Raw genomic sequence first — 21,284 nt, 5'->3', positions numbered from 1 at the left:
GGCTGCGGCTCAGATTTGGCCTGGCGGGAGGTGCGAGGGCGCTTCATCGGGGCGGCCTCTCAGTGAACCCGCTCCGGTAGGGCGCCCCACCTTTCGGCTCGCTCCTTCCGCACCTGGGCGTCGACGCGCTCGTTGATGTCTGACGCGGCGGTCTGGCCCACCAGCTTGGTCAGGGTGACGAGCAGGTTGCAGAGGCCCTGCTTGAGGGCCTGCCGTACCGGGTCTCTCATCGCCCAGCCGAGATTGGTCCTCGGGCGGGGATGCGGAGCAACGAGCGGGACCGGGGGCGTCTCCTCGTCCTCCCGGGCAATGGCGCGGGCGAGCGCCAGCATTGCGGCCTCGATCGCAACAGGATCCTCCTCGGGGAGGAGCTGGGTGGTGGGCTTCGTGCTCATGCTACACCTCGGGATGAGCGGTGGAACAGCGCGGGCCAGGCGAGGATCGCCTCATGGCTGGACACGGCCACGGTCGAGATAGCGGCCGTCCAGCGGATCGATCCCGATGCTCGCCACCATCTCTGTGTGAGCCGGTGTTTCGACGTACAGGACCGGCGCAGACTGCAGGAAGGTTCCGACGCGGCGCTCCAGACGGCCGAACGCTACGACCTTGCCTGCACGAGGCCACGCTTCCGGATCCCTGATCGTCTGCTCGGCGCCGATGGTCGGCCACAGCACGACGTGAACCGCGATCTCGTCGAAGCCGCCGTCATAGATCCAGGCAACGGCTTCGACATCGCTCAGGACGGTGTAGCGGTAGAGAGCACCCGACTGTTGCGGCCGAGGCTTTCCAGCGTCAGCTTCAGCCTCTGGCCAATGGTTCTCTCCGGCTGACAAGCCAAATAGGCTTCGCTCCAGGCCGACGTTGATCGTCGCCACCATGGCGTTGCGCCATGCCAGCCGGAAGGCAGTCCGATACGGATTTGCAATACGGGTCGGGTCGGCAAGCGTTGGGCCACGACGTGGGTGTGGACGTTTTATGGGTTCCATCATGCTCTCAGAAAAGATTTGATCGCCGTCATTGGATTTGCAGACCTGGTTGGCACCGACAGTGAGTCCGTGGGCTCCAACGAACATCACCTGGTCTTATAACTCTTCACGAACTCAGCCATTTCCTCGTCTGTCGCGGCGACGGCCGAGCACCACTGCATGTGCACTGGGATCGGCATTGCGTACTCCGGCAGACGGACGGCGGACCATCCCTGCCCAATCAGGCGCTCGCTGCACTGGACGACGAGGCCAGCCTCGAGGAGGCGGTCGCGGACCTTCGGATGCATTCTTGGGTTGAAGTCTCCGCAGCCGATGGCGTCGAGGATCTTGCGCTCGGCCGCCGTGCGGCCGGGATGCGTAGGGCGGGAGGTGTAGAGGTTCATGGGTGCGCTCCTCACGCGGCAGTGCGGCTCGCTGCCCACTCTCGGTCTCGAACGGCTTGCTGCTCGCGGATCACGGCAAGCTCAGCCTCCTGCTGAGCGTAGAACTTGCGCATCTCGCGCTCGGCCCGGCGGGCAGCCCGCTTCTTCACGGCCAGGTCGTCGGCCTTCCGCGCCATCATCTCCGCGACGGTGGTCGGGCCTGGATTTGAGGGCGGGGACCAGTACGCCCAGGCAGCAGCCGACGCCGGGTAGCGCGGCGCTGATGCTCTGATCTTCGTGGCTTTCACGGCGTCCTGCAGGCTCATGCGGGCTGAGGCGGCGACACGGGTGGCCGCGGCCTTGCCGGCGGCACGCTCGCCCTTAGTGGCGCCGCGCTTCCACATGGTTTGGCACTTGGCGAAGCGGTCTCGATCCAATGCGGGCATGACGGGATCCTCAGGCTGCACGAGCGCCGGCCAGCGAGGCCGACGCAACAGAGGGCGCAATCAGTGTGAGATCTCGCGCCCTTAGAGAGCGGCGCGTCGACGGCCGATCCACGGCCGCGCCAGCAAGGGGACGAGATCGATGACGAGCACGCGCAATGGACGGCAGATCGGCAGCTGGGTGCTGCGGGGCCTGCTCACAGTCTTCTTCCTGATCGCAGCCGGGATGAAGTTCGCCGCGGTCGAGTTCGAGGTGTCGGGCTTCGCTCGCTTCGGCTATCCGCTCTGGTTCATGTACGCGGTCGGCATCGCACAACTCGTAGGTGCCATCCTGCTCCTGAGCCGCCGCCATGTCGCTCACGGCGCCTTGCTGCTCGCGGCGATCATGGTGGGCGCGGTCGCCAGCCATCTCCGGGCTGGCGATCCCGCGCTGATGCCCGTTCCTGCCTTCGTGCTGCTGATCGTGCTGTCGGGTCTGGCCTACGCTCGTCGAAGCGAGTTGCCCGGAGCCGCACCGAGCGCAGCCGCTTTGCGTGCGTGAGAAGTCGAGCGCGCGGAAGGTGCGCAGTCGATCGAGGCGTTCCGCGGAGTCTATTTCATCCGCGAACGGCCTCCAACGGTCGGCCGCTAGGATCATTCCAGCACCTCGGCTTCGACCCTGGTGCGGGGAGCGCAGAGGCGCAGAGTGTCTATAGACACTCTCTGCGCCCTCTGCGGCTCTGCGCATGGCCCCCTGCGGGGGGGGGTTAGGGCGCAGAGATTTGAAACTCTGCGCACCTCTGCGCTGCTCTGCGGCCTCATCGGATCAGCCCCTAACCAGCCAGTACCAGGAGGGTGTGGTGCTGACGAAGCCTCGGGCGATCAGTGTCTTCGTGTCGGTGCTGAGACGAGCTCGATTGTTGGAGTCGGTTACGAGGTCGTCCCAGTAACCCTTTAGTGTCAAATACCTTTTCAGGTTCTCACGGCGAAGGGCTCGCACGTCAAGGGGGATGTTCGGGTTACCCAAAACGGTTTCGCCCATCTCCTCCACGGCGTGCCTTAGGATATCGAGAAGCAGCTTCGGACGATCGGGCAGAGGCTTGGTGTTGCGCCTCTCTGCGCACCTCTGCGCACCGCCCGGCAACTCCGTGATTTCGACCACCGCAGCCGCAACTTCCTGATGCTCTGCGCCCCCCTCCCGAAGGACCATCGGCAGCAGCCGGAATTGCCAGGTCGCACCGGCCTCTGCGTCCTTCATGTGGTGGATGGTGGCGATGCTACCTGCCTCGCCTTTTTCGACGCTCCACATCACGTCTACGGCTCCGTCGAGGGCGTTGGAGCCGCGGGAGCCCTTGGCCACGTCCTTGCCCGCGTGATGAACCCCGAGGACGATGCACCCAAACGCTGTGCCGATGCGCTCGCAGTTGTCCACGAACGTCGTCATGTCCTTCGCAGCGTTCTCGTCGGCGCCCTTCATGGTGCGGGCGAGCGTGTCGATCGCGATGGCCCTGACAGGCGGGCTGCCCATCGTCGCAAGATAGGCCCTAACGTCCTCGACCAAGGCGAGGTCGTCGCCGCTCGCGTGCCCAAGGTCCGGCGCAACGGGCACCATCAGGAAGGGGATACGGTGCCCTTCAACGTGGTAGTGGCGCCGCATGGCGACGAGGCGCCGTTTAAAGCCCTCAACGCCTTCGCCTGTGATGTAGACGACAACGCCTTGCATCACCTCCCGCCCGGCCCACGAACGCCCCATAGCGACGTGGAACAGTGCATCGGCGAGCAGGAACGACTTGCCGCTTTTGGGAGCGCCGAACACGACGCCGAACCCGCTAGCCGGAAGCAACCCCTCAATCAGCCACGTCGGGTCGTCTCCGATCTCGATGTCGTCAATGTGCAGGATCGGAAAGCGAGGGCGCGTCGCCTCAGCGCGCGGCCCAGCCTCACCTTGAAAGGGAGGAAACCGGCCCACGTCCTCGTCGGTGAAAGGTGGGACGAAGGCGCGGCGATCGATCGGATCAGGGGGGAAGTGGCTCCCGTTCAGTGCCATGCCGTCGCCCCCTCCCGGATCTGGTCGTTGATGTCCTTGCCGACACGCGGAAGCACCACGTCGACCACCCGACCAGCTCGGTGCCAACGGGTGCCAACCTCTGTGCAAGCGCGGTTGCTCGCCCCGCCGTCACGCTCTTCGAGGAGCGTCAGGCTTTGAATGCCGGGCAGCAGCGGGAACGCGGCCATGGCGCTGGCGCTGCCAAGTGCCCACACAGGCAGGATGCCGAGTTGCCGTGCTGCCAAGCAGCTCTCGATGCCCTCGCCGATCGCGAGGCCGCTGGTGATCGCGTCCTCGCTGTCGAGCATGATGGCGGCGCCGGTCGCGGTACCGAACATCTTGCGTCCGAGCTTCGTGCCGTCCGGGGTCAGGGCTGTTCGGTGGACCCCAATCACGTCTCCTGTGCGGATGCACCGGAGCGGTGCCACCATGGCCGGGGCGGCGCCGGCCTCCCACGGGCAAGCGGGGTGAAAGCGCAGGACTTCGCTCGCGATGTTGTCGGGGAGGTTAAGGCACCGGCTGCGCAGGTACGCCTCAACGATGGTGCCGCGCGGGTCGCGGGCGTCTTCCCACATGGCGAGCGCGTGGCGCTGACGGCGTAGGGTTTCGGCCCGATAGCGCTCGTCGGCGCGGCGCTGAGCTTCCCGCCGGCGGTAGATTTCAGCCGGATCCTCCTCGCGGTCCTGACGCCATCGATCTGGGGGCAGGCCGAGAGCTGAGGCAACATGGTCTCGACACGCACGCCAGTCGTCGCCCGCGTGGCTGAATACGACGAACCCATCGGGCGAGGCATCGGACAGGCGAACCGAGAGAGAGCGATCCTTGTGGCTATGGGCCGGCCCTGGGGCGAGTACCTGCCGCCCCTGAACCTGTCCGCGGAGTGCGCGGGCAACCTCGGCTAGGTTTGTCAGCCTTGTCAGCGACCCCGTGGCCGACCTATCTCTTTTCACGGTTCTTTGGCTTGAACCAATGCGAATAGCGCCGTTGCGGGCTCCGACCCCCGCGACGGCGTTCTCGTTTCCAGGGGGCTTGCAGCCACTCCCGGGCGTTCCGAATTCTCCAAGTTCCCGAGTAGGATCGGTGCCATGAGAATTCGGAACAGCCGTTGCCGAAGTTGGCTTTTCATCGGGCCTGTCACGCCGGAGGTCGCGGGTTCGAGCCCCGTCGCCCGCGCCACGTTTTCAATATCTCAGCCTGATCACCGACAGCCCCGTCAGACGCGCCGTTCCGGCGCCGTCAGCCTGCGCCGATTCGAGCCTCTCTCGCTCCGGCGGCCCCCTCGCGCATCCGAAGCAGGATCGGGCGGGGTTGATGCCGATCCGCACGGCAAGGTTTCGATAGACGAGGCGTCATCCGGCGCCCCGCAGCGATGCGGGCCCCGGTGGCATGGTCCGGCGCGGTCGCGGTGCCGGTCGCCAAGCCGCACCGCAGCCGGACGGCCGGGATCGGTGGCGCTGAGTTCCCCTCAACCTCAATGCTGTATTCGGGCTCCCGCAGCATCTGTGCAGGCTGACGGGATAGGGCTCCCATTGAACTCGGGAACTACATTCAACGCGCAGGCCGGAATTATATTTTAGAGATCATTCTTTTGGCTAGCTTTACGGTTCGGCTGCCGACCGGAATATCTGTCATGACAAGTATGCTCAGTCCGCACTCCCCTTACCCGCCAAGGATGGCGCGAGGGAAAGTTCGTATGAGGTGCAGAAGATGGCAGAGCTGGAACTGGATAGCGCGCGCCGGAGACGGAGGCCGTGCTGGCGCTTCCCGGCACGACAGATCCTTCTTCCCGGCGCCGCGCTGATCTGCGCACTCGGCTCCATACCTGGGAATGCCGCGGCGTCCGTTGTCCTCGACCCCCTGCTCGGAAAGCTTCTGTCAGATTGCGACGGATCGAAATCGTTCGATCAGTTCAGAAGGTCGATCGCCGCGCGGCACGGGCATGACGCGAGCGGAAAGCGCTTAGATCCCAACGCCCCGATCATGGCTTCGGCCGAGATCAAATCGGCCATGGGCCCGATCACCTCGGTCAACAAGGGCGAGTACACGGAGGTCAACGTACCTCTGTCTGGGACATTGCGATCCTTGCCGGTCAGCGCCGTTGATTTCGTGTTCGGCAACGAGAACGGAATCAACATGGCGAGCGTGCGCTTCGCAACCTCCAGGTCGGAGGTCGTCAAAGTCATCGGCCGCGACGTTGCGCGCGCCAAGCGGCTTCTCAGGCAACGAGTCCGGGCAGGGGAAACCGGTGCGGATCAATCCGCCACCATCGACATCAAGGACGGCCAAGGTCGCCTCGTGTGCGACACGTCAAATTGAAAGACCGACGTTCCGGGATCCCATCACGCGAGGGCGATAAGACTATGAAGCATTTGCTGCGGGTCCCGATTTTGACTGCTGGGATCCTTGGCCTGGCCACCCCGGCCGAGGCGCAGACCGAAGCCCAGTGGGAGGCACAGAGGTGTGTGTGGCGCTGCCTCGCGAACTCGAAGGGAGCCGGTGATCCGGCCTATCATCGCTGCAGTGAGAGGATGTGCATGGGCAAGCCTCGGAGACGTACTCGGCGGTGACGCGCCCATTGGCCCCGTTCCTTTGACACCTGGCGGGTCCCGGAAAGGCATCCGCCCGCCGGATGGACGGCCCCACGAAGGCCACGAAGATCCAGGTTGCGCTTCCGCCGTTACCGCAATCACCGACGTCGGCGCCGCTTGCCGGCGTCGCATTGGCGGGCGATGCAACGATCGTAGGCGGGCTGTTCGAGATTTGTCGCATTCCCGCAGCGCCAGATGCAGCGCTGAGCCTCCATCCCGTCGTCCTTGGCGCGAGATGCGGCATGTGCCGCACTCGCTACGAGGAGGAATGCTCCGAGTACGGCGCCGAGCCGAACGACCGGGATCGTTGCATGATTAAAGAGCATCGGCATCGGCACCCAAAACTATGTGGAGCAAGACAGACTGTCCTACGTCTGAGGAACATCGTCAACACATTTGTCTATCCCGCATACTCTACCTCCGAGAATTATTGCAGACCACGACTGCTGACCGCAATCTCCAGGGCACGCCTGAGCTGCTTTCGAATCCGGGAGGACCATTGCGCTGTGTTGCCGGACGCTCCGATCGCGAGTCTCCGCGAAGCCGACCTGCCCTCCTCAGCGGGGCTGCTTGTCGCGAGCCCGGCGAGCTTCCCGAAGACCGGCGTACAGCTTCTCGATGAGGACGTGGCCGTCCCAGTCGTCCGTGATCCGGACGACGGTGCCGCCGTGCTCGACCGCGAAGAGGCAGGGTGCGCAAGCATCGATGCCCCCCGTCTCGCCGGATGGGGAAGGGATGCGTCCATGCGTGAACGCGCGGTCGCTGGGCGTGGGGCTGGACGCTGATCGCTGGGACGGCATGGCAGTCTCTGCTCGGTCGGGGACGTGCCGCTTCCGGAGAGCTGTCAGCGGGTGAGCGCGCCGCCGGAATGCGGCGGCCTGATATGATCGTACGCGGCCGCCCTATGGTGAGGGCGGGCGATAGCTCACGGCGGTGGTGGCCTTCTCGCTGATCGCCCCGCGCCTGCCCGCGGCGGGCGCCACCGCCCCCCCGCCCGGGACGGCTCGGCTTCTTCAAGCTGGTGCCGTGGTTCATCCTCGGCTTCCTGGCACTCGCGGGGCTGTGCTCGCTCGGGCTGATCTCGGAGGCAGCCGCCCGGCCGGTGACGCAGGCCGCGGGCTTCCTCACCGCGGTGTCGATGGCGGCCCTCGGCCTCGGCGTCGACGTGCGGGTGCTCGCCCGGGTCGGGGGACGGGTGACGCTCGCGGTCACCGCCTCCCTCGCCTTGCTGCTCGCCATCAGACTCCTGATCCGCGGCCTCGGTATCGCCTGAGGGGCGCTCAGCTCCAGGCGTGGAACGGCGGGTTCACCCCGTTCAGGGCGTGGTTGCCGACGATGGCGACCTTCCAGCGGACCGGATCGTGCAGGGTATGGGTGCGGGCGTTGCGCCAGTGCCGGTCGAGGTTGTGCTCGGCGAGGGTGGCGCGGGTGCCGGCAAGCTCGAACAGCTTGTTGGCCGCCGCCAGGGACACCTCGGTGGTGAGCACCTTCGCCTCCGCGACGGCGACCTGCGCCGCCGCCACGCTCTCGGCCTCCGGTGCCGCCACCGCCGCGTCGATGGCGAGGCCCGCCCGGTCGAGGAGCGCCTCGGCCGCGTGCAGGCGGATCGTCAGGTCGCCCACCGCCTGGATCGTGTAGGGGTCGTCGGAGGCCCGCTCCAGGCCGCTGTCGATCCAGGGGCGCGAGCGCTCGCGCACGAAGGCCACCGTGTCGTCGAGCGCCGCCCGCGCGATGCCGGCATCGACCGCCGCCTGGATGATCTGGAAGATCGCCCCGTCGGCGCTGGGCTGCGCGTAGCCCTTCCAGGCCGGCACGAGGTGGGTCTTCGGCACCCGCACGTCGCGGATCAGAACCGTGCCGCTCGCGGTGCCGCGCTGGCCGAAAGCCGACCAGTCGTCGATCACGGTGAGGCCCGGCGCGTCGCGCTCGGCAATGGCGTACCAGGCCCGGCCCTCCGCGTCGGTGGCGACGATCGGCACGAGGTGGGCGAGGAGCGCGCCCGTGGCGTAGAACTTCTCGCCCCGGACCACGACGTGGTCGCCGTCCTCGGTGAAGCGGGTCTCGAACTCCGCGGCCCGCCGGGTGCCGCGCTCCGAGAAGGCGTTGCCGAAGCGGGTGCCGCGCAGCACCTCCCCGAACAGCAGCGCCTTCTGCCCGGGGTCCGACACCGTGTCGATCGCCGCGACGATGCCGAGGTGGTTCTGCGCGATCTGCCCGATCGACGGGTCGGCGGCCGAGATGATGGCGATCACCCGCGCGAGCGTCCGGTAGGAGACGCCCGGCCCCCCGAAGCTGCGCGGCACGTTGATCGACCAGAGGCCGCTCTGCGAGAAGGCGTCGAGCTCCTCCGCCGGGCGGCGCCCCGTCCGGTCGCGCTCCGAGGCCCCCTCGCGGAAGGCCGCCGCGAGGCGCTCGGCGACGCGGATCGCCTCCGCGTCGTCGCGGATCACGTGGGCGGGCTCAGAGAGGCGCGGGCGGCCGGGCACGCCCTGCGGCGGGTCGAGCGTGTCGGGGTTCAGGGCGATGTTCATGGGTGCCTCCGGGCTCAGGCCGCCTCGGCCGCGGGCTGCCCGGCGCGGGCGGCCTCCAGCGCCCGGACCCGCGGGATGATGTGCTGGCCGAAATACGCGACCTCCTCCTGGAAGTGCAGGAAGGCCAGCAACGCGAGGTCGACGCCGACGTCCTTCAGCGCCACGATGCGCTCGGCGATCTGGTCCGGCGTCCCGATCAGGTTCGTCTTGAAGCCGTCGTTGTACTGGACGAGGTCCTCGAAGCTCGACTTCGCCCAGTTGCCCTCGCCCTCGGGGGAGGCCTTGCCGGCGTTCTTCACCTCGTGCCCGAAGGCCTTCACGGCCTCGGGGTCGGCGTGGTCGATGATCTCCTGGAGGACGGCGCGCGCCTCCTCCTCGGTGTCCCGGGCGATCACGAAGGCGTTGACGCCGACCTTCACGGCGTGGCCGTTCTGCCGCGCCTTGGCCTTGAGGTCCTCGACCTGGGTCCGGATGTTCTCCGGGCTGTTGCCGTTGGTGAAGTACCAGTCCGAGACGCGGGCCGCCATGTCGCGGGCGGCGCGCGACGAGCCGCCCTGGAAGATCTCGGGGAGGGCCCCCGGCGGCTTCGGCTTCAGGGAGTAGTCGGTGTAGCGGTAGAAGTCGCCCCGGAAGGTGAAGCTGTCCTGGGTCCAGATGCCCTTGAGCGAGCGGATGAACTCCTCGGAGCGGCGGTAGCGCTCGTCGTGGTCGAGCCACGGCTCGCCGATGGCCCGGAACTCGCCCGAGAACCAGCCCGAGACGATGTTGACCGCGATGCGCCCGCCCGTCAGGTCCGCGATGGTGGCGATCTGCTTGGCGGCCAGCGTCGGGTTCCAGGGCCCGGGCAGGATGGCGGCGATGACCTTGAGCCGGCTCGTCGCGGCCGCGAGCGCGTGGCTGAAGGCCACCGACTCGTGCTGGTACTCGGCGCCGTAGCCCGCGGTGAAGCGGATCTGCGTCAGCGCGTAGTCGAACCCGGCCTCCTCTGCGATCCGGGCGAGCTGGCGGTTGTACTCGGCATCCCAGCTCGTGCGCTGCGGGATCTTGCTGATCACCAGGCCGCCGGAGACGTTCGGAACCCAGTAGGCGAAGCGGATCGGCTCCGCGGCGGCGTTCGGGCGGGTGCTCATGGGGCTCTCCTCAGGTCGTTGCGCAGTCTCGGCGTGTGAGACTGTATTCATGATGCGTTTGTTGTTCAGTCCGGCGGCGTGCAGGCTTCAGGGGAAGTCCTGTGCCGTGCGCTCGAAACGCTTGCGAAGACAACACCAAGCATCCATGGCCGGACTGTTCCGGTCCAGGGAAAGAAACGGCCTTTTTCGGGGATGTCCGGGAACGACCGCCTCCGCCGGGCGGGCATGGGAGAAGGATCCTGTACGGGCGCCGGACCGCGCATCCGAAGCAGCGGCGTCCGCTATGCGGAACGCGGGCGCGGTTCATGGCGTCGCGCGGGCACGCGATCGCCGCGCGCGTCGTCGCAGGTGCGCGACGGGCCGGGGCCTCCGCGTCCGGCCTTCCTTGACCATTTATCGTCTACGGCGCGGAACGGGCGCGCGAACCGCCCCGTCCTTCTCCGCCACCGCTCGGGTGGAGCCCAACCACCTCCCACGCGCCGTTCATTTGAAAGAACGTTTCATTGACCGCGGCGGGTGCCCCGCGCACCTTCGGGGCCAGCAGCCGAGCCCGTCCGCACGGGCCGGTCGACACTCGCTCAACTTCGGACAGGCCCGACATGACCCGCCCCAGACTCGTCGGCTTCAGCGCGAACGTGCAGCGGCCCTCGAAGACCCGCACCCTGGTCGAGGCCATCGCCGCGGAGGCCGCCTCCCGCACGGCCCTCGACGTGCGCATCTTCGACGTGGTCGATGCCGGCACCGGTCTCGGCGCGGCCCTGTCGCGCCAGCAGCTCTCCCTGCCGGCGCGCCGGATCGTCGAGGCGATCGAGGAGGCGGATGCGCTGGTCGTGGGCTCGCCCGTCTACAAGGGCGCCTACACGGGCCTGTTCAAGCACCTGTTCGACTTCGTCGACCCGAGCGCGCTCCTCAACAAGCCGGTGGCCATCGCCGCCACCGGCGGCGGCCACCGCCACGCCCTTGTGGTGGAGCACGCCTTCCGGCCGTTGTTCGGCTTCTTCGGGGCGCTCGCCCTGCCGACCGCCGTCTACGCCTCCGACCCCGATTTCCACGACGGGGCGCTGGTGGAGCCCGGCATCCAGGCCCGCGTCGCGGAGGCGGCCGGCCAGCTCGCCGCCCTCACGGCCCGCGACCAGGCCGCCGCCCGCCCGCAGGCCGTCGCAGCCGCCCGCTGAGCCTGAAAGCAAGGGCCGGCGGAATCCGAATGCAGGATCGTACAGCATGACAGTCGCCAACTCCCCGCAGGCCGACGGCCGCGCGGACGTCCTCTGGTTCCTGCCGACCCACGGCGACGGCCGCTACCTCGGCGCCGCCGAGGGCGCCCGGGCCGTCACGCTGCCCTACCTCCGCCAGATCGCGCAGGCGGCCGACGATCTCGGCTACTTCGGCGTGCTGCTGCCCACCGGTCGCTCCTGCGAGGATTCCTGGGTGGTGGCCTCGGCGCTCGCCCCGCTCACGCGCCGCCTGCGCTTCCTCGTCGCCGTGCGGCCCGGCCTGCAGGAACCCTCGATGGCCGCCCGCATGGCCGCGACCCTCGACCGCCTCTCGGAGGGGCGCCTCCTCATCAACGTGGTCACCGGCGGGGACCCGGTGGAGCTGCGCGGCGACGGCGTCTTCCTCGACCACGACGAGCGCTACGTCGTCACGGACGAGTTCCTGCACGTCTGGCGCGGGCTGATGGCCGGCGAGACCGTGACGTTCGAGGGCCAGCACCTGCGGGCGGAGAACGGGCGCCTGATCTTCCCGCCCGCCCAGAAGCCCTATCCGCCCCTCTACTTCGGAGGCTCCTCGCCGGCGGGCATCGCGGTCGCGGCCGAGCACTGCGACGTCTACCTCACCTGGGGCGAGCCGCCGGCCGGCGTCGCGGAGAAGATCGCCACCGCCCGCGCCGCCGCGGAGGCCCGCGGCAAGACCTTCTCCTACGGCATCCGCCTGCACGTGATCGTGCGCGAGACCGAGGCCGCCGCCTGGGAGGCCGCCGAGGGCCTGATCTCCCGCCTCGACGACGAGACCATCGCCCGCGCGCAGGCCACCCTGCAGCGCCAGGATTCCGTGGGCCAGAGCCGGATGATGGCCCTCCACGGCGGGCGCCGGGATAAGCTCGTGGTGTCGCCGAACCTCTGGGCCGGCGTCGGCCTGGTGCGCGGCGGGGCCGGGACCGCGCTGGTCGGCTCCGCCGACCAGGTCGCCGACCGGATGAAGGAGTACATCGACCTCGGCATCGACCGGTTCATCCTCTCGGGCTACCCGCACCTCGAGGAGGCCTACCGATTCGCCGAGCTGGTCTTCCCGAAGCTGCCGCTTCGGGCGACCACCGGCAACGCGCCCGCCCATGCCCGCAACGACGGACCCTTCGGCGAGGTGATGGCCAACGATATCGTGCCGAAGCGCCAGGCCACGGCCGCCTGAGCCGGCGGGCGCCGCAGCATCCGGACAGGAAGTTGCGGCGCCCATGATTACAATCACATAGCGCCGCGGCGGGCCGGCCGCGGGTACAGGCGCCTCAATTTTAAGCATCTCCCCGCCGCACCGCAGCGGAGATACTTACGCAATACGGCGTAGGACCCCCTTGCCAGCCCCGTCCAAACGGTTACCCTCCCGCCTGTCAACAGCGTTCGACGATCAACCTCCAAGACAGGGGAGCGCCCATGTCCGAGATGATTCGTGTGAAGCCGACTCAGGACGGCACCTATACGGTCTATCGCGGGACCATCGCCTTGATCTCCGGGCTGACCCGCCTGCAGGCCGAGCGCTACGAGGCCAGCATCGCCCACCAGCAGCGCGTCGGACTTCTCAGCGCGGGCGTCTGACGACGCCCGATCGCCGGTTCCACCTCCTTCGCCGGCCGGGCCTCCCGGCCGGTTTCGTTTTGAATGGCGGAGCCTTAACCCTGAGGGGCCGCCAGCGCGAGGCTGCCGAAATCCGCGACGCGACCGTCCGGGTCGAGGCCGCGCTGATGCGCCGTGATGGCGTAGCGACCGCCCTCCTGCGCGATCGTGTAGAGGATGTAGGCCGCCCGCCGCTTGAGGGCGCCCCCGTGCCCCCCCGGCCGGGCCGAGGCCGAGGCGGCGCCGACCACCGGCACCCAGCTGTCCGCGGGGCCCGGCACGTGGCCGAGGCTCGCCACGTGGTTGTGCCCGTGGAGGACGAGCTCCGCCCCCACCCGCCCGAGCATCTCCGTGAACGCCTCCGCATCCTTGAGCTCGCGCCCGGGCGCCGCGCCGCCCGGCTGGGGCGGATGGTGGATCATCACCACGCGGCAGGGCGGCTCTCCCTCGCCGGCGAGCGCCCGCAGCAGGGCCTCGGCGGCGGCTATCTGCTCGGGCCCGAGGCGCCCGCTCGCCACGAAGGGCTTGGTCGGGATCGCGGTCGAGAGTCCCACCAGGGCGACGGGGCCGCGGCGGCGCAGGTAGGGGAACAGGCCGCTGCGGCCGTCGTCACCCGCGGTCCAGGGGCCGCAGGCGGCGAGGAGGCCCTCCAGCGAGCCGCGCACGTAGGCGTCGTGATTGCCGGGCACGAAGCTGACGCGGTCCGGCGGCCCCAGTTCCTCCAGGAAGGTGCGGGCGGTCTCCCACTCGCTCGGCAGGCCGATGTTGCAGAGGTCGCCCGTGCAGGCGACGTGGTCGGGCCCCTGCTCCTTCAAGTCGGCGACGAGGGCCGCTAGGACCGCCATGTCGTGGCTGCGCGACCGGCCCCGGCGCCAGTTGGCATAGCCCGTCGCCCGCTTGCCGAGGAGCTGGCGCAGGCGGGGCCGGGCCAGCGGACCGACATGGGGGTCGGTGAGGTGGGCGAGACGATACATCGGGCCGGTACGCGCGCGGACTGGTGCCCCGGCCTGCCGCCTCGCGGGGCGGGCGTCAAGCGCTGCCGATGAGCACGCCCGCCGCCAGCACCAGGGCACCCCCGATCACCACCTGGAGCGCCGCCCGCCAGAACGGCGTCGCCATGTAGCGGGTGCGGATCCCTGCGATCACGAGGAGTTCGACCACCACCACCAAGACCGCGAGCAGGGTCGCCGTCGCGAAGGCGTTCGGCCAGCTGTCCGGAATCGCGTAGGGCAGCGTGTGCCCGAGGCCGCCGAGCGCCGTCGCGAGGCCGCAGACCACGCCCCGCAGCGTGGGGTCGCCCCGCCCCGTGACGCTGCCGTCGTCCGAGAGCGCCTCCGTGAACCCCATGCTGATGCCCGCCCCCACCGAGGCCGCGAGCCCGACGAGCAGCGTCGCGCCGTTGCTGTGCGTCGCGAACGCGGCCGCGAAGATCGGCGCGAGCGTCGAGACCGAGCCGTCGATGAGCCCGGCGAGGCCCGGCTGGATGACGCGCAGCACGAAGCTCCGGCGCGCGTCCGCCGGGTCGGAATGAAGCGTGTGGAGTGACTCTGCCTGCATCCTGCGGGCTCCTATTTTGATTGATTCCAATCTATACATTGGAATCAATCAAAACAAGCACGCCGCCCCGTTTTCGCCGCCTCCGCGGCCCAGACGAGCCTGGAGCGCGGGCCTCCGCGCGCGCTCCGGACCGGACGGCTCGGTTGCGCCCGCAACGGCATCGACGCTAGACAGCCGGCGCGGCCGCGGACCGCCCCGCGCCGCCCGCGTTCACCGAACCCATCGAGCTGGCCCGTCCATCTGGCCCGTCCCGACCAGCCCGGCTGCCCGCCGGGCCTCCCAGGATTTCGGAAGCGAGAGATGAGCCTTCTCAAGCGCCTCGGTCGCCGGCCCGCCGTTCAGGCCGTCCTCGGCCGCCTCGCCGCCGATTATCTGCGACTGGTGCGGGCGACGAACCGGTTCGTCGTCGAGCCCGGCGACACCGACGCGTGGCTCGACGCGCGGCTGCCCGCCATCATGGGCATGTGGCACGGGCAGCACATCATGGTGGGCTTCGCCCGGCGGCCGCAGGACCGCGTGGCGACGATCATCTCCCGGAACCCGGACGGGAACATCAACACCCTCGCCCTGACCCGCCTCGGGGTCCGGGTGATCCGGGCGTCCGGCGCCCGGGGCCGGGCGGTGCGCGACGCCCGGGCGAAGGGCGGCGCCGAGGGCCTGCGGGCCATGCTGAAGGCCCTCAAGGCCGGCGAATCGGTCGCCTTCAGCGCCGACGTCCCGAAGGTCTCGCGGCGGGCGGATGCGGGCATCGTCATGCTTGCCCGCTTCTCGGGCCGGCCGATCGTGCCGGTCGCGGTGGTGACGAGCCGGCACCTGCGCTTCAACTCCTGGGACCGGGCCTGCCTCGGCCTGCCCTTCGGCCGCGGCGCGATCGTGTTCGGCGAGCCGATCTTCGTGCCGCGCGAGGCGGAGCCCGCCGCGTTCGAAGCCCTGCGCGAGCGGGTCGAGGCGGAGATGAACCGCGTCCACGACCGGGCCTACACCCTGGTCGGCCGACCCGACCGGGTGGGCGCCGCCTGGTTCGGCGCCGCGCAAGCCCCGACCCCCGCGGGGGAGCCCGCATGAGGACGCCGCCCGTCACCCTGGCGCTTCGGGCCTACCGGGGGGCGCTCTACCTCGGCGAGCCCGCGGTGGCGGGCCTCCTCGCCTGGCGGGCGCGCCGCGGCAAGGAGGACCCGATGCGCCTGCCCGAGCGGCGCGGGCTGCCGGGCCGGGCCCGCCCGGTGGGCTCGCTCGCCTGGATGCATGGGGCGAGCATCGGGGAGGCGCTCTCGCTGATCGGCCTCGTGGAGGGCATGATCGCGCGGGGCTTCTCGGTCCTCGTCACCACGGGAACCCGCACCGCGGCGGAGCTCGTCGGCACGCGCCTCCCGGCCGGCGCCGTGCACCAGTACGTGCCCCTCGACGCCCCGCGCTGGGTCGAGCGCTTCCTCGACCATTGGCAGCCGGACCTCGCGCTGGTCGCCGAATCCGAGATCTGGCCGAACACCATCCTGTCGCTGCACGCGCGGGAGATCCCGCTGATCCTCGTGAACGGGCGCATGTCCGAGCGCTCCTTCAAGGGCTGGGAGCGCTCGCCGGCCACCGCGAAGGCGCTGCTCGCGCGCATCGCCGTGTGCCTCGCGCAGACGAACGACGATGCGGGCCGCTTCGCCCGCCTCGGCGCGCCGCGGGTCAGCGTCGCCGGCAACCTCAAGTACGATGCCGCCGTGCCCCCGGCCGACCGGCAGCAGCTCGCCTACCTCGGCGACATGATCGGCGACCGCCCCGTCTGGGTGGCGGCGAGCACCCATGCGGGGGAGGACGCCGCGGTGGCGCAGGCGCACGCGGCCCTGCGTGACCGGATCCCGCGGCTCCTCACGATCGTGGCGCCCCGCCACCCGCGCCGGGGCGAGGAGGCCGCGCAGTCGGCCGCGGCGGCCGGCCTGCGCAGCGCCCGCCGCGCGGCGGGCGGGCGTCCGCACTCCGCGGTCGATGTCTACGTGGCCGACACGGTCGGCGAGCTCGGCCTGTTCTACCGCCTCGCGCCCCTCGTGTTCCTGGGCGGATCCCTGGTGCCGCATGGCGGGCAGAACCCCATCGAGCCCGTGCGCCTCGGGGCGGCGGTGCTGCACGGGCCGCACACGCACAATTTCGCGCAGGTCTACGCGGCCCTCGACGCCGAGGGCGGCGCGCGTCCGGTCGCAGACGCCGCCGAACTCGCTGCGAGTCTCGGCGAATTGCTGTCCGACCCGGCCGGCATCGCGGCCATGGCGGCAGCCGGGCAGCGGGCGCTGCGCCCCTTCGAGGGCGCGGTGGAGCGGACGCTCGCGGTGCTCGACCCCTTCATCGCGCAGATGAAGCTCGCCGCGCTCCACGCCTCCTGATGCGCCCGCCCGCCTTCTGGGCCGCGGCACCGGACCATCCCGCCGCGCGGCTGCTGGCGCCGCTCGGGGCGGCCTACGGCCGGCTCGCCGCCGACCGCATGGACCGGGCGGGCGCCGCCGCTCCCTGTCCGGTGCTCTGCCTCGGCAACTTCACCCTCGGGGGCGCCGGCAAGACGCCCACCGCGCTCGCGGCGGCGCGGATCCTCGAACACATGGGCGCTCGGCCCGCCTTCCTGAGCCGGGGCTATGGCGGCCGGCTGTCCGGCCCCGTCCGGGTGGACCCTGCCGCCCACGCGGCCGCCGACGTCGGCGACGAGCCCCTGCTCCTCGCGCGCCACGGCCCGGCGATCATCGCCCGCGACCGGCCGGCCGGCGCCCGCGCCTGCGTCGCGGCGGGCGCCGACCTCATCGTGATGGATGACGGGCTGCAGAACCCGAGCCTTGCCAAGACCCTGAGCCTCGCGGTGGTCGATGCGGGCTTCGGGGTCGGCAACGGCCGCACCGTCCCGGCCGGCCCCCTGCGAGCGCCGCTCGCGCGGCAGTGGCGCCACGTCGGCGGCCTCGTGCTGGTCGGCGACGGCGAGCCCGGCGAGCCCGTCGCCGCGCAGGCGGCCGCGCGGGGGCTGCCCGTGCACCGCGCCCGCCTCGTGCCCGAGGGCGCTGCGCTCGCGGGCCGGCGCGTCCTGGCCTTCGCGGGGATCGGGCGTCCCGAGAAGTTCTTCGCGAGCCTGCGCGAGGCCGGCGCCGAGTTGGCGGGCACGCGGACCTTCCCGGACCACCATCCCTACCGGCCCGCCGATCTCGCGGCGCTCGCGGAGGCGGCCGGGCGCCTCGGTGCGAGCCTCGTCACCACCGAGAAGGATGCGGTGCGCCTCGGCCCCGCCGAGCGGGCTCGGGTGGCGGTGCTGGCGGTGCGCCTGGTGTTCGCGGATCCGGACGCGTTCGCGGGTCAGCTCCGGGCGCTCCTGCGCCCCTGAGCCTCAGGCGCGGTAGCCGAGCAGCGCCGCGCCGAAGCCGACGAACAGACCGCCCGTCACCCGGTCGAACCACCGCCGCAGGCCGGGGCGGGCGAGGGACCGGGCGAGACGCCGGCCGCCCAGCGCGTAGACGCCGTACCAGAACAGCTCCGCCCCCGCGAAGGTGGCGACGAGGATTGCGAGCTGCGGGCCCTGCGGCCGGCCCGGATCGATGAATTGCGGGAAGAAGGCGCCCGCGAAGAGCAGGAGCTTCGGGTTGCTCACGCCGATCAGGAAGCCGTCGCGCACGAGCCGCGGGACCGACAGGTTAGGCGCCACGCCGCGCCCCTCGGCATCGGTCACCACCGGGCCGTCGCCGCCCCGCCAGGCCTGTACGCCCAGATAGACGAGGTAGGCGACGCCGACGTAGCGGATGACCTCGAACAGCAGGGGCGAGGCGGTCAGCACCGCGCCGAGGCCCATGGCGGAGGCCGCCAGGACGAGCAGGACCGCCGACAGGCACCCCGCCATCGCGGCCACGCTGCGGCGCAGGCCGAACCGCACGCTGCGCGTCATCACGTGCAGCATATTGGGACCGGGCGTCCCGCTGAGCAGGAACACCGCCGTGAAGAACAGCCACCAGGTGTGCAGGGTCATGGCGGAGGCTCGGTGCCTGTGGCGTTCGCGAAAGGTTTCGGCAGACCTCCGCACCAAGCAAGAATTCCTAGACGACAGCAAAGGCCACGGTCTAGACTTGCCGGGTTGGACGATACTCTTCCCGCGCGAGAGTTCTGGGGCGAACAGAACTTATGGTGGCGCTTGCCGGCCACCATCATCGAGCAGGCGGTCGGGAGGAGGTGAGGGATGTGATCGGGTTTCCGATCGTGGTGACGTTCACCGCGACGAAAACACGAGATGGATGGCACTTCGCCATCCATCTCGCGATGATCTAACCAGGATCGTCTAACGAGAGGGCTCGCGGGTTGGCCCCCCGCGGGTCCTCGCCTCCAGATATAAATCCGATCGCTGGCGATTCCAATTCACGACCGTCGATTTCGGCCGGAATCGGAGGATTTGCGCTGCGGCCGTTCCCTACGGCCTACCCGTTTCTCGCAGGCGTTGCATGGCGGCTTCGGGACTCGCGTAGGCCTCCTGGCGCACGGCGCTCCAGTAGCGCAGCGCGTCGAGGGGGATCGACTCACCCGTCACCGCGCAGCGCACGTAGCTGCCGGGCTTGACCACCCGCATGGTGCCGTCGCCGTACTCGACGACCGCCTCGCCGCTCGCCCCCCGCTCGTATCGGCCCAGCATCCCGCTCTCCCGGCTCGCGAAATCTCCCGCGTCATAGGAGGCCCCATCTTCCTTGTCATCCTCGCGCTCCGTCATCCGGTCCGGGCCTCGACAGGCCGGCTGGGGCGGTGCCAATGATCGGGGATGCCGGATCCGTCCTCCCCGCCCGCGGACATCGACGCCCTGTTCGCGGCCGCTGAAGCCGCGCGCGCCCGCGCCCACGCGCCCTACTCGGGCTTCCGGGTCGGCGCGGCGCTCGTCGACGAGCGGGGCGCGGTCCATGCCGGCTGCAACGTCGAGAACGCGGCCTATCCGGTCGGGACCTGCGCCGAGGCCGGGGCCATCGCCGCCATGGCGGCGGCAGGCGGGCGGCGCATCCGGGCGATCCTGGTGATCGGGGACGGCAGCGGGCTGGTGACGCCCTGCGGCGCCTGCCGGCAGCGCATCCGCGAGTTCGCGGACGGCGCAACGCCGATCCACGTGGCGGACCTCGCGGGCGTGCGCCGCAGCTTCACGCTGGAGGCGCTGCTCCCCCACTCCTTCGGGCCGGAGACCCTCGGTGCCGATGCCTGAGACCAGCGCCGATCCGGCGGTCGCGCGGGCCGCCCGCATCCTCGACGAGGCCGGCTTCGGCGGCCCCTACGCTTGCGCCATCGTCACGGGCACCGGCCTCGGCCTCGTCGCGGAGGCTCTCGATGGGCGGGTCTCGCTGCCCTACGCGGCCGTGCCCGGCCTGCCCGCGCCGGGCGTCAGCGGGCATGGCGGCACGCTGCACCGGGGCCGCCTCGCCGGCCGTCCCGTGCTGGTCTTCGAGGGCCGGGCGCACGCCTACGAGCGAGGGGACGCCGCCGTGATGCGCACGGCGATCGGGACCGCCGCGGCGCTCGGCGCCGGAAGCCTCCTCCTCACCAACGCCTCCGGTTCGCTGATGCCGGAAGCCGGGCCCGGCAGCCTCGTGATGATCGAGGACCACCTGAACCTGTCGGGGCTCAACCCGCTGATCGGCGAGACCGCCGAGGCCCGCTTCGTGCCGATGGTCGACGCCTACGACCCGCGCCTGCGCGCCATCCTGTCGGCGGCCGCGAAGGCGTGCGGCGTCACCCTGCGCGCCGGTACCTATGCCTGGTTCTCGGGCCCGAGCTTCGAGACGCCGGCCGAGGTCCGGATGGCCGGCCGCCTCGGCGCCGACCTCGTCGGCATGTCGACGGTGCCCGAGGTGATCCTCGCCCGCTTCTTCGGCCTGCCGGTGGCCGCGGTCTCGGTGGTGACCAACCAGGCGGCCGGGATCGGCGGCGGCGCGCCCCACCATGCCGAGACCAAGGCGGTAGCGGCCCGTGCCGCCGCGGATCTCGCCCGCCTCGCCCACGCCTACCTCGCCCGCCTGCCCCTCCCGGACGGCACGGCGACCGAAACGCCGAGGGACACGCCGAGAGATTTGCCGAGAGATTTGCCGAGGGACATGCCGAGAGATTTGCCGAGGGACATGCCGAGAGATTTGCCATGACGGACCCCGCCGCGATCGCCGCCCGCGCCCTGCCGCTCCTCGACCTGACCGACCTCGGTGACGCGTGCACGGAGAGCCGCATCGACGCCCTCTGCCGGGATGCCCGGACCGGGGGCGTCGCGGCGATCTGCGTCTGGCCGCACTTCGTCAGCCAGGGCGCGCGGGCGCTCAAGGGCTCCTCCGTCCGGATCGCGACGGTGGTGAACTTTCCGGCCGGCGGCGAGGACGTCGACCGCGCCGCGGAGGACACGGCGGGGGCGATCCGGGACGGGGCTCACGAGATCGACCTCGTGCTCCCCTACCGCGCCCTGATGCGGGGCGAGACGAAGCTCGCCCTCGCGATGGTCGAGGCGGTGCGCGACGTGTGCGCCAGGACCTGCCTCAAGGTGATCCTGGAATCCGGCACGCTCGCGGACCCCGCGCTCATCGGCGAGGCGAGCCGGCTGGCCCTGGGAGCGGGGGCCGACTTCATCAAGACGTCCACGGGCAAGAGCCCGGTCTCGGCGACGCCCGAGGCCGCCGAGGCGATGCTCGGCGCGATCCGCGCGCACGGCCGCGGCGGCCTCAAGGTCTCGGGGGGCCTGCGCACGGTCGCGGACGCCGCCACCTATCTCGACCTCGCCGACCGGGCCATGGGCGCGGGCTGGGCGACGCCTGCCACCTTCCGTCTGGGGGCGAGCAGCCTCTACGGGGTGCTCCAGGCCGCGCGGAGCTGAG

General features: G+C 70.5%; 22 protein-coding genes and 2 pseudogenes. 12 read left to right on the top strand and 12 right to left on the bottom strand.

Going from position 1 to position 21,284, the window contains the following annotated elements; translation table 11 throughout:
• Positions 1-59 precede the first annotated feature (59 nt).
• The 4 genes from ACLBXP_RS02890 to ACLBXP_RS02875 are packed head-to-tail and all read right to left on the bottom strand — an operon-like array spanning position 60 to position 1,794.
• Positions 60-395 (bottom strand): hypothetical protein, encoded by a 336-nt coding sequence (locus tag ACLBXP_RS02890; protein WP_447666045.1) that lies wholly within the window; start codon positions 393-395, stop codon positions 60-62.
• A 51-nt stretch (positions 396-446) separates the two neighbouring features.
• Positions 447-1,073: a hypothetical protein gene (locus tag ACLBXP_RS02885; RefSeq protein ID WP_447666044.1), complete on the bottom strand. Its 627-nt coding sequence runs from the start codon at positions 1,071-1,073 to the stop codon at positions 447-449.
• Positions 1,073-1,369, bottom strand: a complete 297-nt coding sequence (locus ACLBXP_RS02880; RefSeq protein WP_447666043.1) for a hypothetical protein — start codon at positions 1,367-1,369, stop codon at positions 1,073-1,075. Before ACLBXP_RS02880 ends, ACLBXP_RS02885 begins: the two co-directional genes overlap by 1 nt.
• Before the next feature lie 11 nt (positions 1,370-1,380).
• Complete coding sequence (locus tag ACLBXP_RS02875) at positions 1,381-1,794, bottom strand: hypothetical protein (RefSeq protein WP_447666042.1); 414 nt, start codon at positions 1,792-1,794, stop codon at positions 1,381-1,383.
• A gap of 139 nt (positions 1,795-1,933) precedes the next feature.
• Here ACLBXP_RS02875 and ACLBXP_RS02870 point away from each other — a divergent pair, with 139 nt between their 5' ends.
• Complete coding sequence (locus tag ACLBXP_RS02870) at positions 1,934-2,332, top strand: DoxX family protein (protein WP_447666041.1); 399 nt, start codon at positions 1,934-1,936, stop codon at positions 2,330-2,332.
• A 264-nt stretch (positions 2,333-2,596) separates the two neighbouring features.
• Here the strand turns inward: ACLBXP_RS02870 and ACLBXP_RS02865 are convergent, their stop codons facing one another.
• Both ACLBXP_RS02865 and ACLBXP_RS02860 read right to left on the bottom strand, forming a co-directional pair.
• Complete coding sequence (locus ACLBXP_RS02865) at positions 2,597-3,817, bottom strand: AAA family ATPase (RefSeq protein WP_447666040.1); 1,221 nt, start codon at positions 3,815-3,817, stop codon at positions 2,597-2,599.
• Entirely contained in the window at positions 3,808-4,767 is a 960-nt protein-coding gene (locus ACLBXP_RS02860; RefSeq protein ID WP_447666039.1) for a DUF7146 domain-containing protein, read from the bottom strand. Before ACLBXP_RS02860 ends, ACLBXP_RS02865 begins: the two co-directional genes overlap by 10 nt.
• A 757-nt stretch (positions 4,768-5,524) precedes the next feature.
• Between ACLBXP_RS02860 and ACLBXP_RS02855 the strand changes: the two genes are divergently transcribed.
• Positions 5,525-6,133, top strand: coding sequence for a hypothetical protein (locus tag ACLBXP_RS02855; RefSeq protein WP_447666038.1), 609 nt, complete (start codon positions 5,525-5,527; stop codon positions 6,131-6,133).
• A 1,205-nt stretch (positions 6,134-7,338) separates the two neighbouring features.
• A pseudogene (locus ACLBXP_RS02850) lies at positions 7,339-7,678 on the top strand (putative sulfate exporter family transporter); the annotation flags it as partial.
• A 7-nt stretch (positions 7,679-7,685) separates the two neighbouring features.
• On the opposite strand, the gene ACLBXP_RS02845 reads toward ACLBXP_RS02850, so the two are convergent.
• Together ACLBXP_RS02845 and sfnG are read right to left on the bottom strand one after the other, a co-directional pair.
• On the bottom strand, positions 7,686-8,936 hold the full coding sequence (locus ACLBXP_RS02845) for an SfnB family sulfur acquisition oxidoreductase (RefSeq protein ID WP_447666037.1): 1,251 nt from the start codon (positions 8,934-8,936) through the stop codon (positions 7,686-7,688).
• A gap of 14 nt (positions 8,937-8,950) precedes the next feature.
• Positions 8,951-10,066, bottom strand: a complete 1,116-nt coding sequence (gene sfnG / locus ACLBXP_RS02840) for a dimethylsulfone monooxygenase SfnG (RefSeq protein ID WP_447666036.1) — start codon at positions 10,064-10,066, stop codon at positions 8,951-8,953.
• Positions 10,067-10,665: 599 nt separating this feature from the next.
• Between sfnG and msuE the strand changes: the two genes are divergently transcribed.
• The 3 genes from msuE to ACLBXP_RS02825 all read left to right on the top strand — a co-directional run bounded on the left by msuE (position 10,666) and on the right by ACLBXP_RS02825 (position 12,876).
• Complete coding sequence (msuE, locus tag ACLBXP_RS02835) at positions 10,666-11,241, top strand: FMN reductase (RefSeq protein WP_447666035.1); 576 nt, start codon at positions 10,666-10,668, stop codon at positions 11,239-11,241.
• 46 nt (positions 11,242-11,287) lie between these two features.
• Positions 11,288-12,475 carry an FMNH2-dependent alkanesulfonate monooxygenase gene (gene ssuD, locus ACLBXP_RS02830; RefSeq protein ID WP_447666034.1) on the top strand — a complete coding sequence of 396 codons (1,188 nt, stop codon included), beginning with the start codon at positions 11,288-11,290 and terminating at the stop codon, positions 12,473-12,475.
• 239 nt (positions 12,476-12,714) lie between these two features.
• A complete protein-coding gene (locus tag ACLBXP_RS02825) occupies positions 12,715-12,876 on the top strand; it encodes a hypothetical protein (RefSeq protein WP_447666033.1) in 162 nt (53 codons plus the stop codon).
• Positions 12,877-12,950: 74 nt separating this feature from the next.
• Here ACLBXP_RS02825 and ACLBXP_RS02820 read toward each other — a convergent pair whose 3' ends face one another.
• Together ACLBXP_RS02820 and ACLBXP_RS02815 are read right to left on the bottom strand one after the other, a co-directional pair.
• A complete protein-coding gene (locus ACLBXP_RS02820) occupies positions 12,951-13,868 on the bottom strand; it encodes a metallophosphoesterase family protein (RefSeq protein WP_447666032.1) in 918 nt (305 codons plus the stop codon).
• A 55-nt stretch (positions 13,869-13,923) separates the two neighbouring features.
• Positions 13,924-14,403: pseudogene (locus ACLBXP_RS02815) on the bottom strand (VIT1/CCC1 transporter family protein); the annotation flags it as partial.
• Positions 14,404-14,751: 348 nt separating this feature from the next.
• On the opposite strand from ACLBXP_RS02815, the gene ACLBXP_RS02810 reads away from it, so the two are divergent.
• The 3 genes from ACLBXP_RS02810 to lpxK are packed head-to-tail and all read left to right on the top strand — an operon-like array spanning position 14,752 to position 17,794.
• Positions 14,752-15,516: a lysophospholipid acyltransferase family protein gene (locus ACLBXP_RS02810; protein ID WP_447666031.1), complete on the top strand. Its 765-nt coding sequence runs from the start codon at positions 14,752-14,754 to the stop codon at positions 15,514-15,516.
• Entirely contained in the window at positions 15,513-16,817 is a 1,305-nt protein-coding gene (locus ACLBXP_RS02805; RefSeq protein ID WP_447666030.1) for a 3-deoxy-D-manno-octulosonic acid transferase, read from the top strand. The genes ACLBXP_RS02810 and ACLBXP_RS02805 overlap by 4 nt, the downstream gene beginning before the upstream one ends.
• The gene (lpxK, locus tag ACLBXP_RS02800) at positions 16,817-17,794 is read left to right on the top strand and encodes a tetraacyldisaccharide 4'-kinase (RefSeq protein ID WP_447666029.1); all 978 of its coding nucleotides are present in this window, start codon (positions 16,817-16,819) and stop codon (positions 17,792-17,794) included. Before ACLBXP_RS02805 ends, lpxK begins: the two co-directional genes overlap by 1 nt.
• Before the next feature lie 3 nt (positions 17,795-17,797).
• Here lpxK and ACLBXP_RS02795 read toward each other — a convergent pair whose 3' ends face one another.
• Together ACLBXP_RS02795 and ACLBXP_RS02790 are read right to left on the bottom strand one after the other, a co-directional pair.
• The gene (locus ACLBXP_RS02795; RefSeq protein WP_447666028.1) at positions 17,798-18,430 is read right to left on the bottom strand and encodes a LysE family translocator; all 633 of its coding nucleotides are present in this window, start codon (positions 18,428-18,430) and stop codon (positions 17,798-17,800) included.
• Between the two features lie 435 nt (positions 18,431-18,865).
• Positions 18,866-19,084 (bottom strand): DUF2093 domain-containing protein, encoded by a 219-nt coding sequence (locus ACLBXP_RS02790; protein ID WP_447666027.1) that lies wholly within the window; start codon positions 19,082-19,084, stop codon positions 18,866-18,868.
• Positions 19,085-19,207: 123 nt separating this feature from the next.
• Between ACLBXP_RS02790 and cdd the strand changes: the two genes are divergently transcribed.
• From cdd to deoC, 3 genes are read left to right on the top strand one after another with little or no spacing between them, the layout of a single operon-like run.
• On the top strand, positions 19,208-19,636 hold the full coding sequence (cdd, locus tag ACLBXP_RS02785; RefSeq protein ID WP_447666026.1) for a cytidine deaminase: 429 nt from the start codon (positions 19,208-19,210) through the stop codon (positions 19,634-19,636).
• Positions 19,629-20,567: a purine-nucleoside phosphorylase gene (locus ACLBXP_RS02780; protein WP_447666025.1), complete on the top strand. Its 939-nt coding sequence runs from the start codon at positions 19,629-19,631 to the stop codon at positions 20,565-20,567. The genes cdd and ACLBXP_RS02780 overlap by 8 nt, the downstream gene beginning before the upstream one ends.
• Complete coding sequence (deoC, locus tag ACLBXP_RS02775; protein WP_447666024.1) at positions 20,564-21,283, top strand: deoxyribose-phosphate aldolase; 720 nt, start codon at positions 20,564-20,566, stop codon at positions 21,281-21,283. The genes ACLBXP_RS02780 and deoC overlap by 4 nt, the downstream gene beginning before the upstream one ends.
• Position 21,284: the final 1 nt, after the last annotated feature.

Source organism: Methylobacterium sp. A54F, from assembly GCF_053346035.1.
This window is presented reverse-complemented; position numbering and strand designations above follow the sequence as displayed.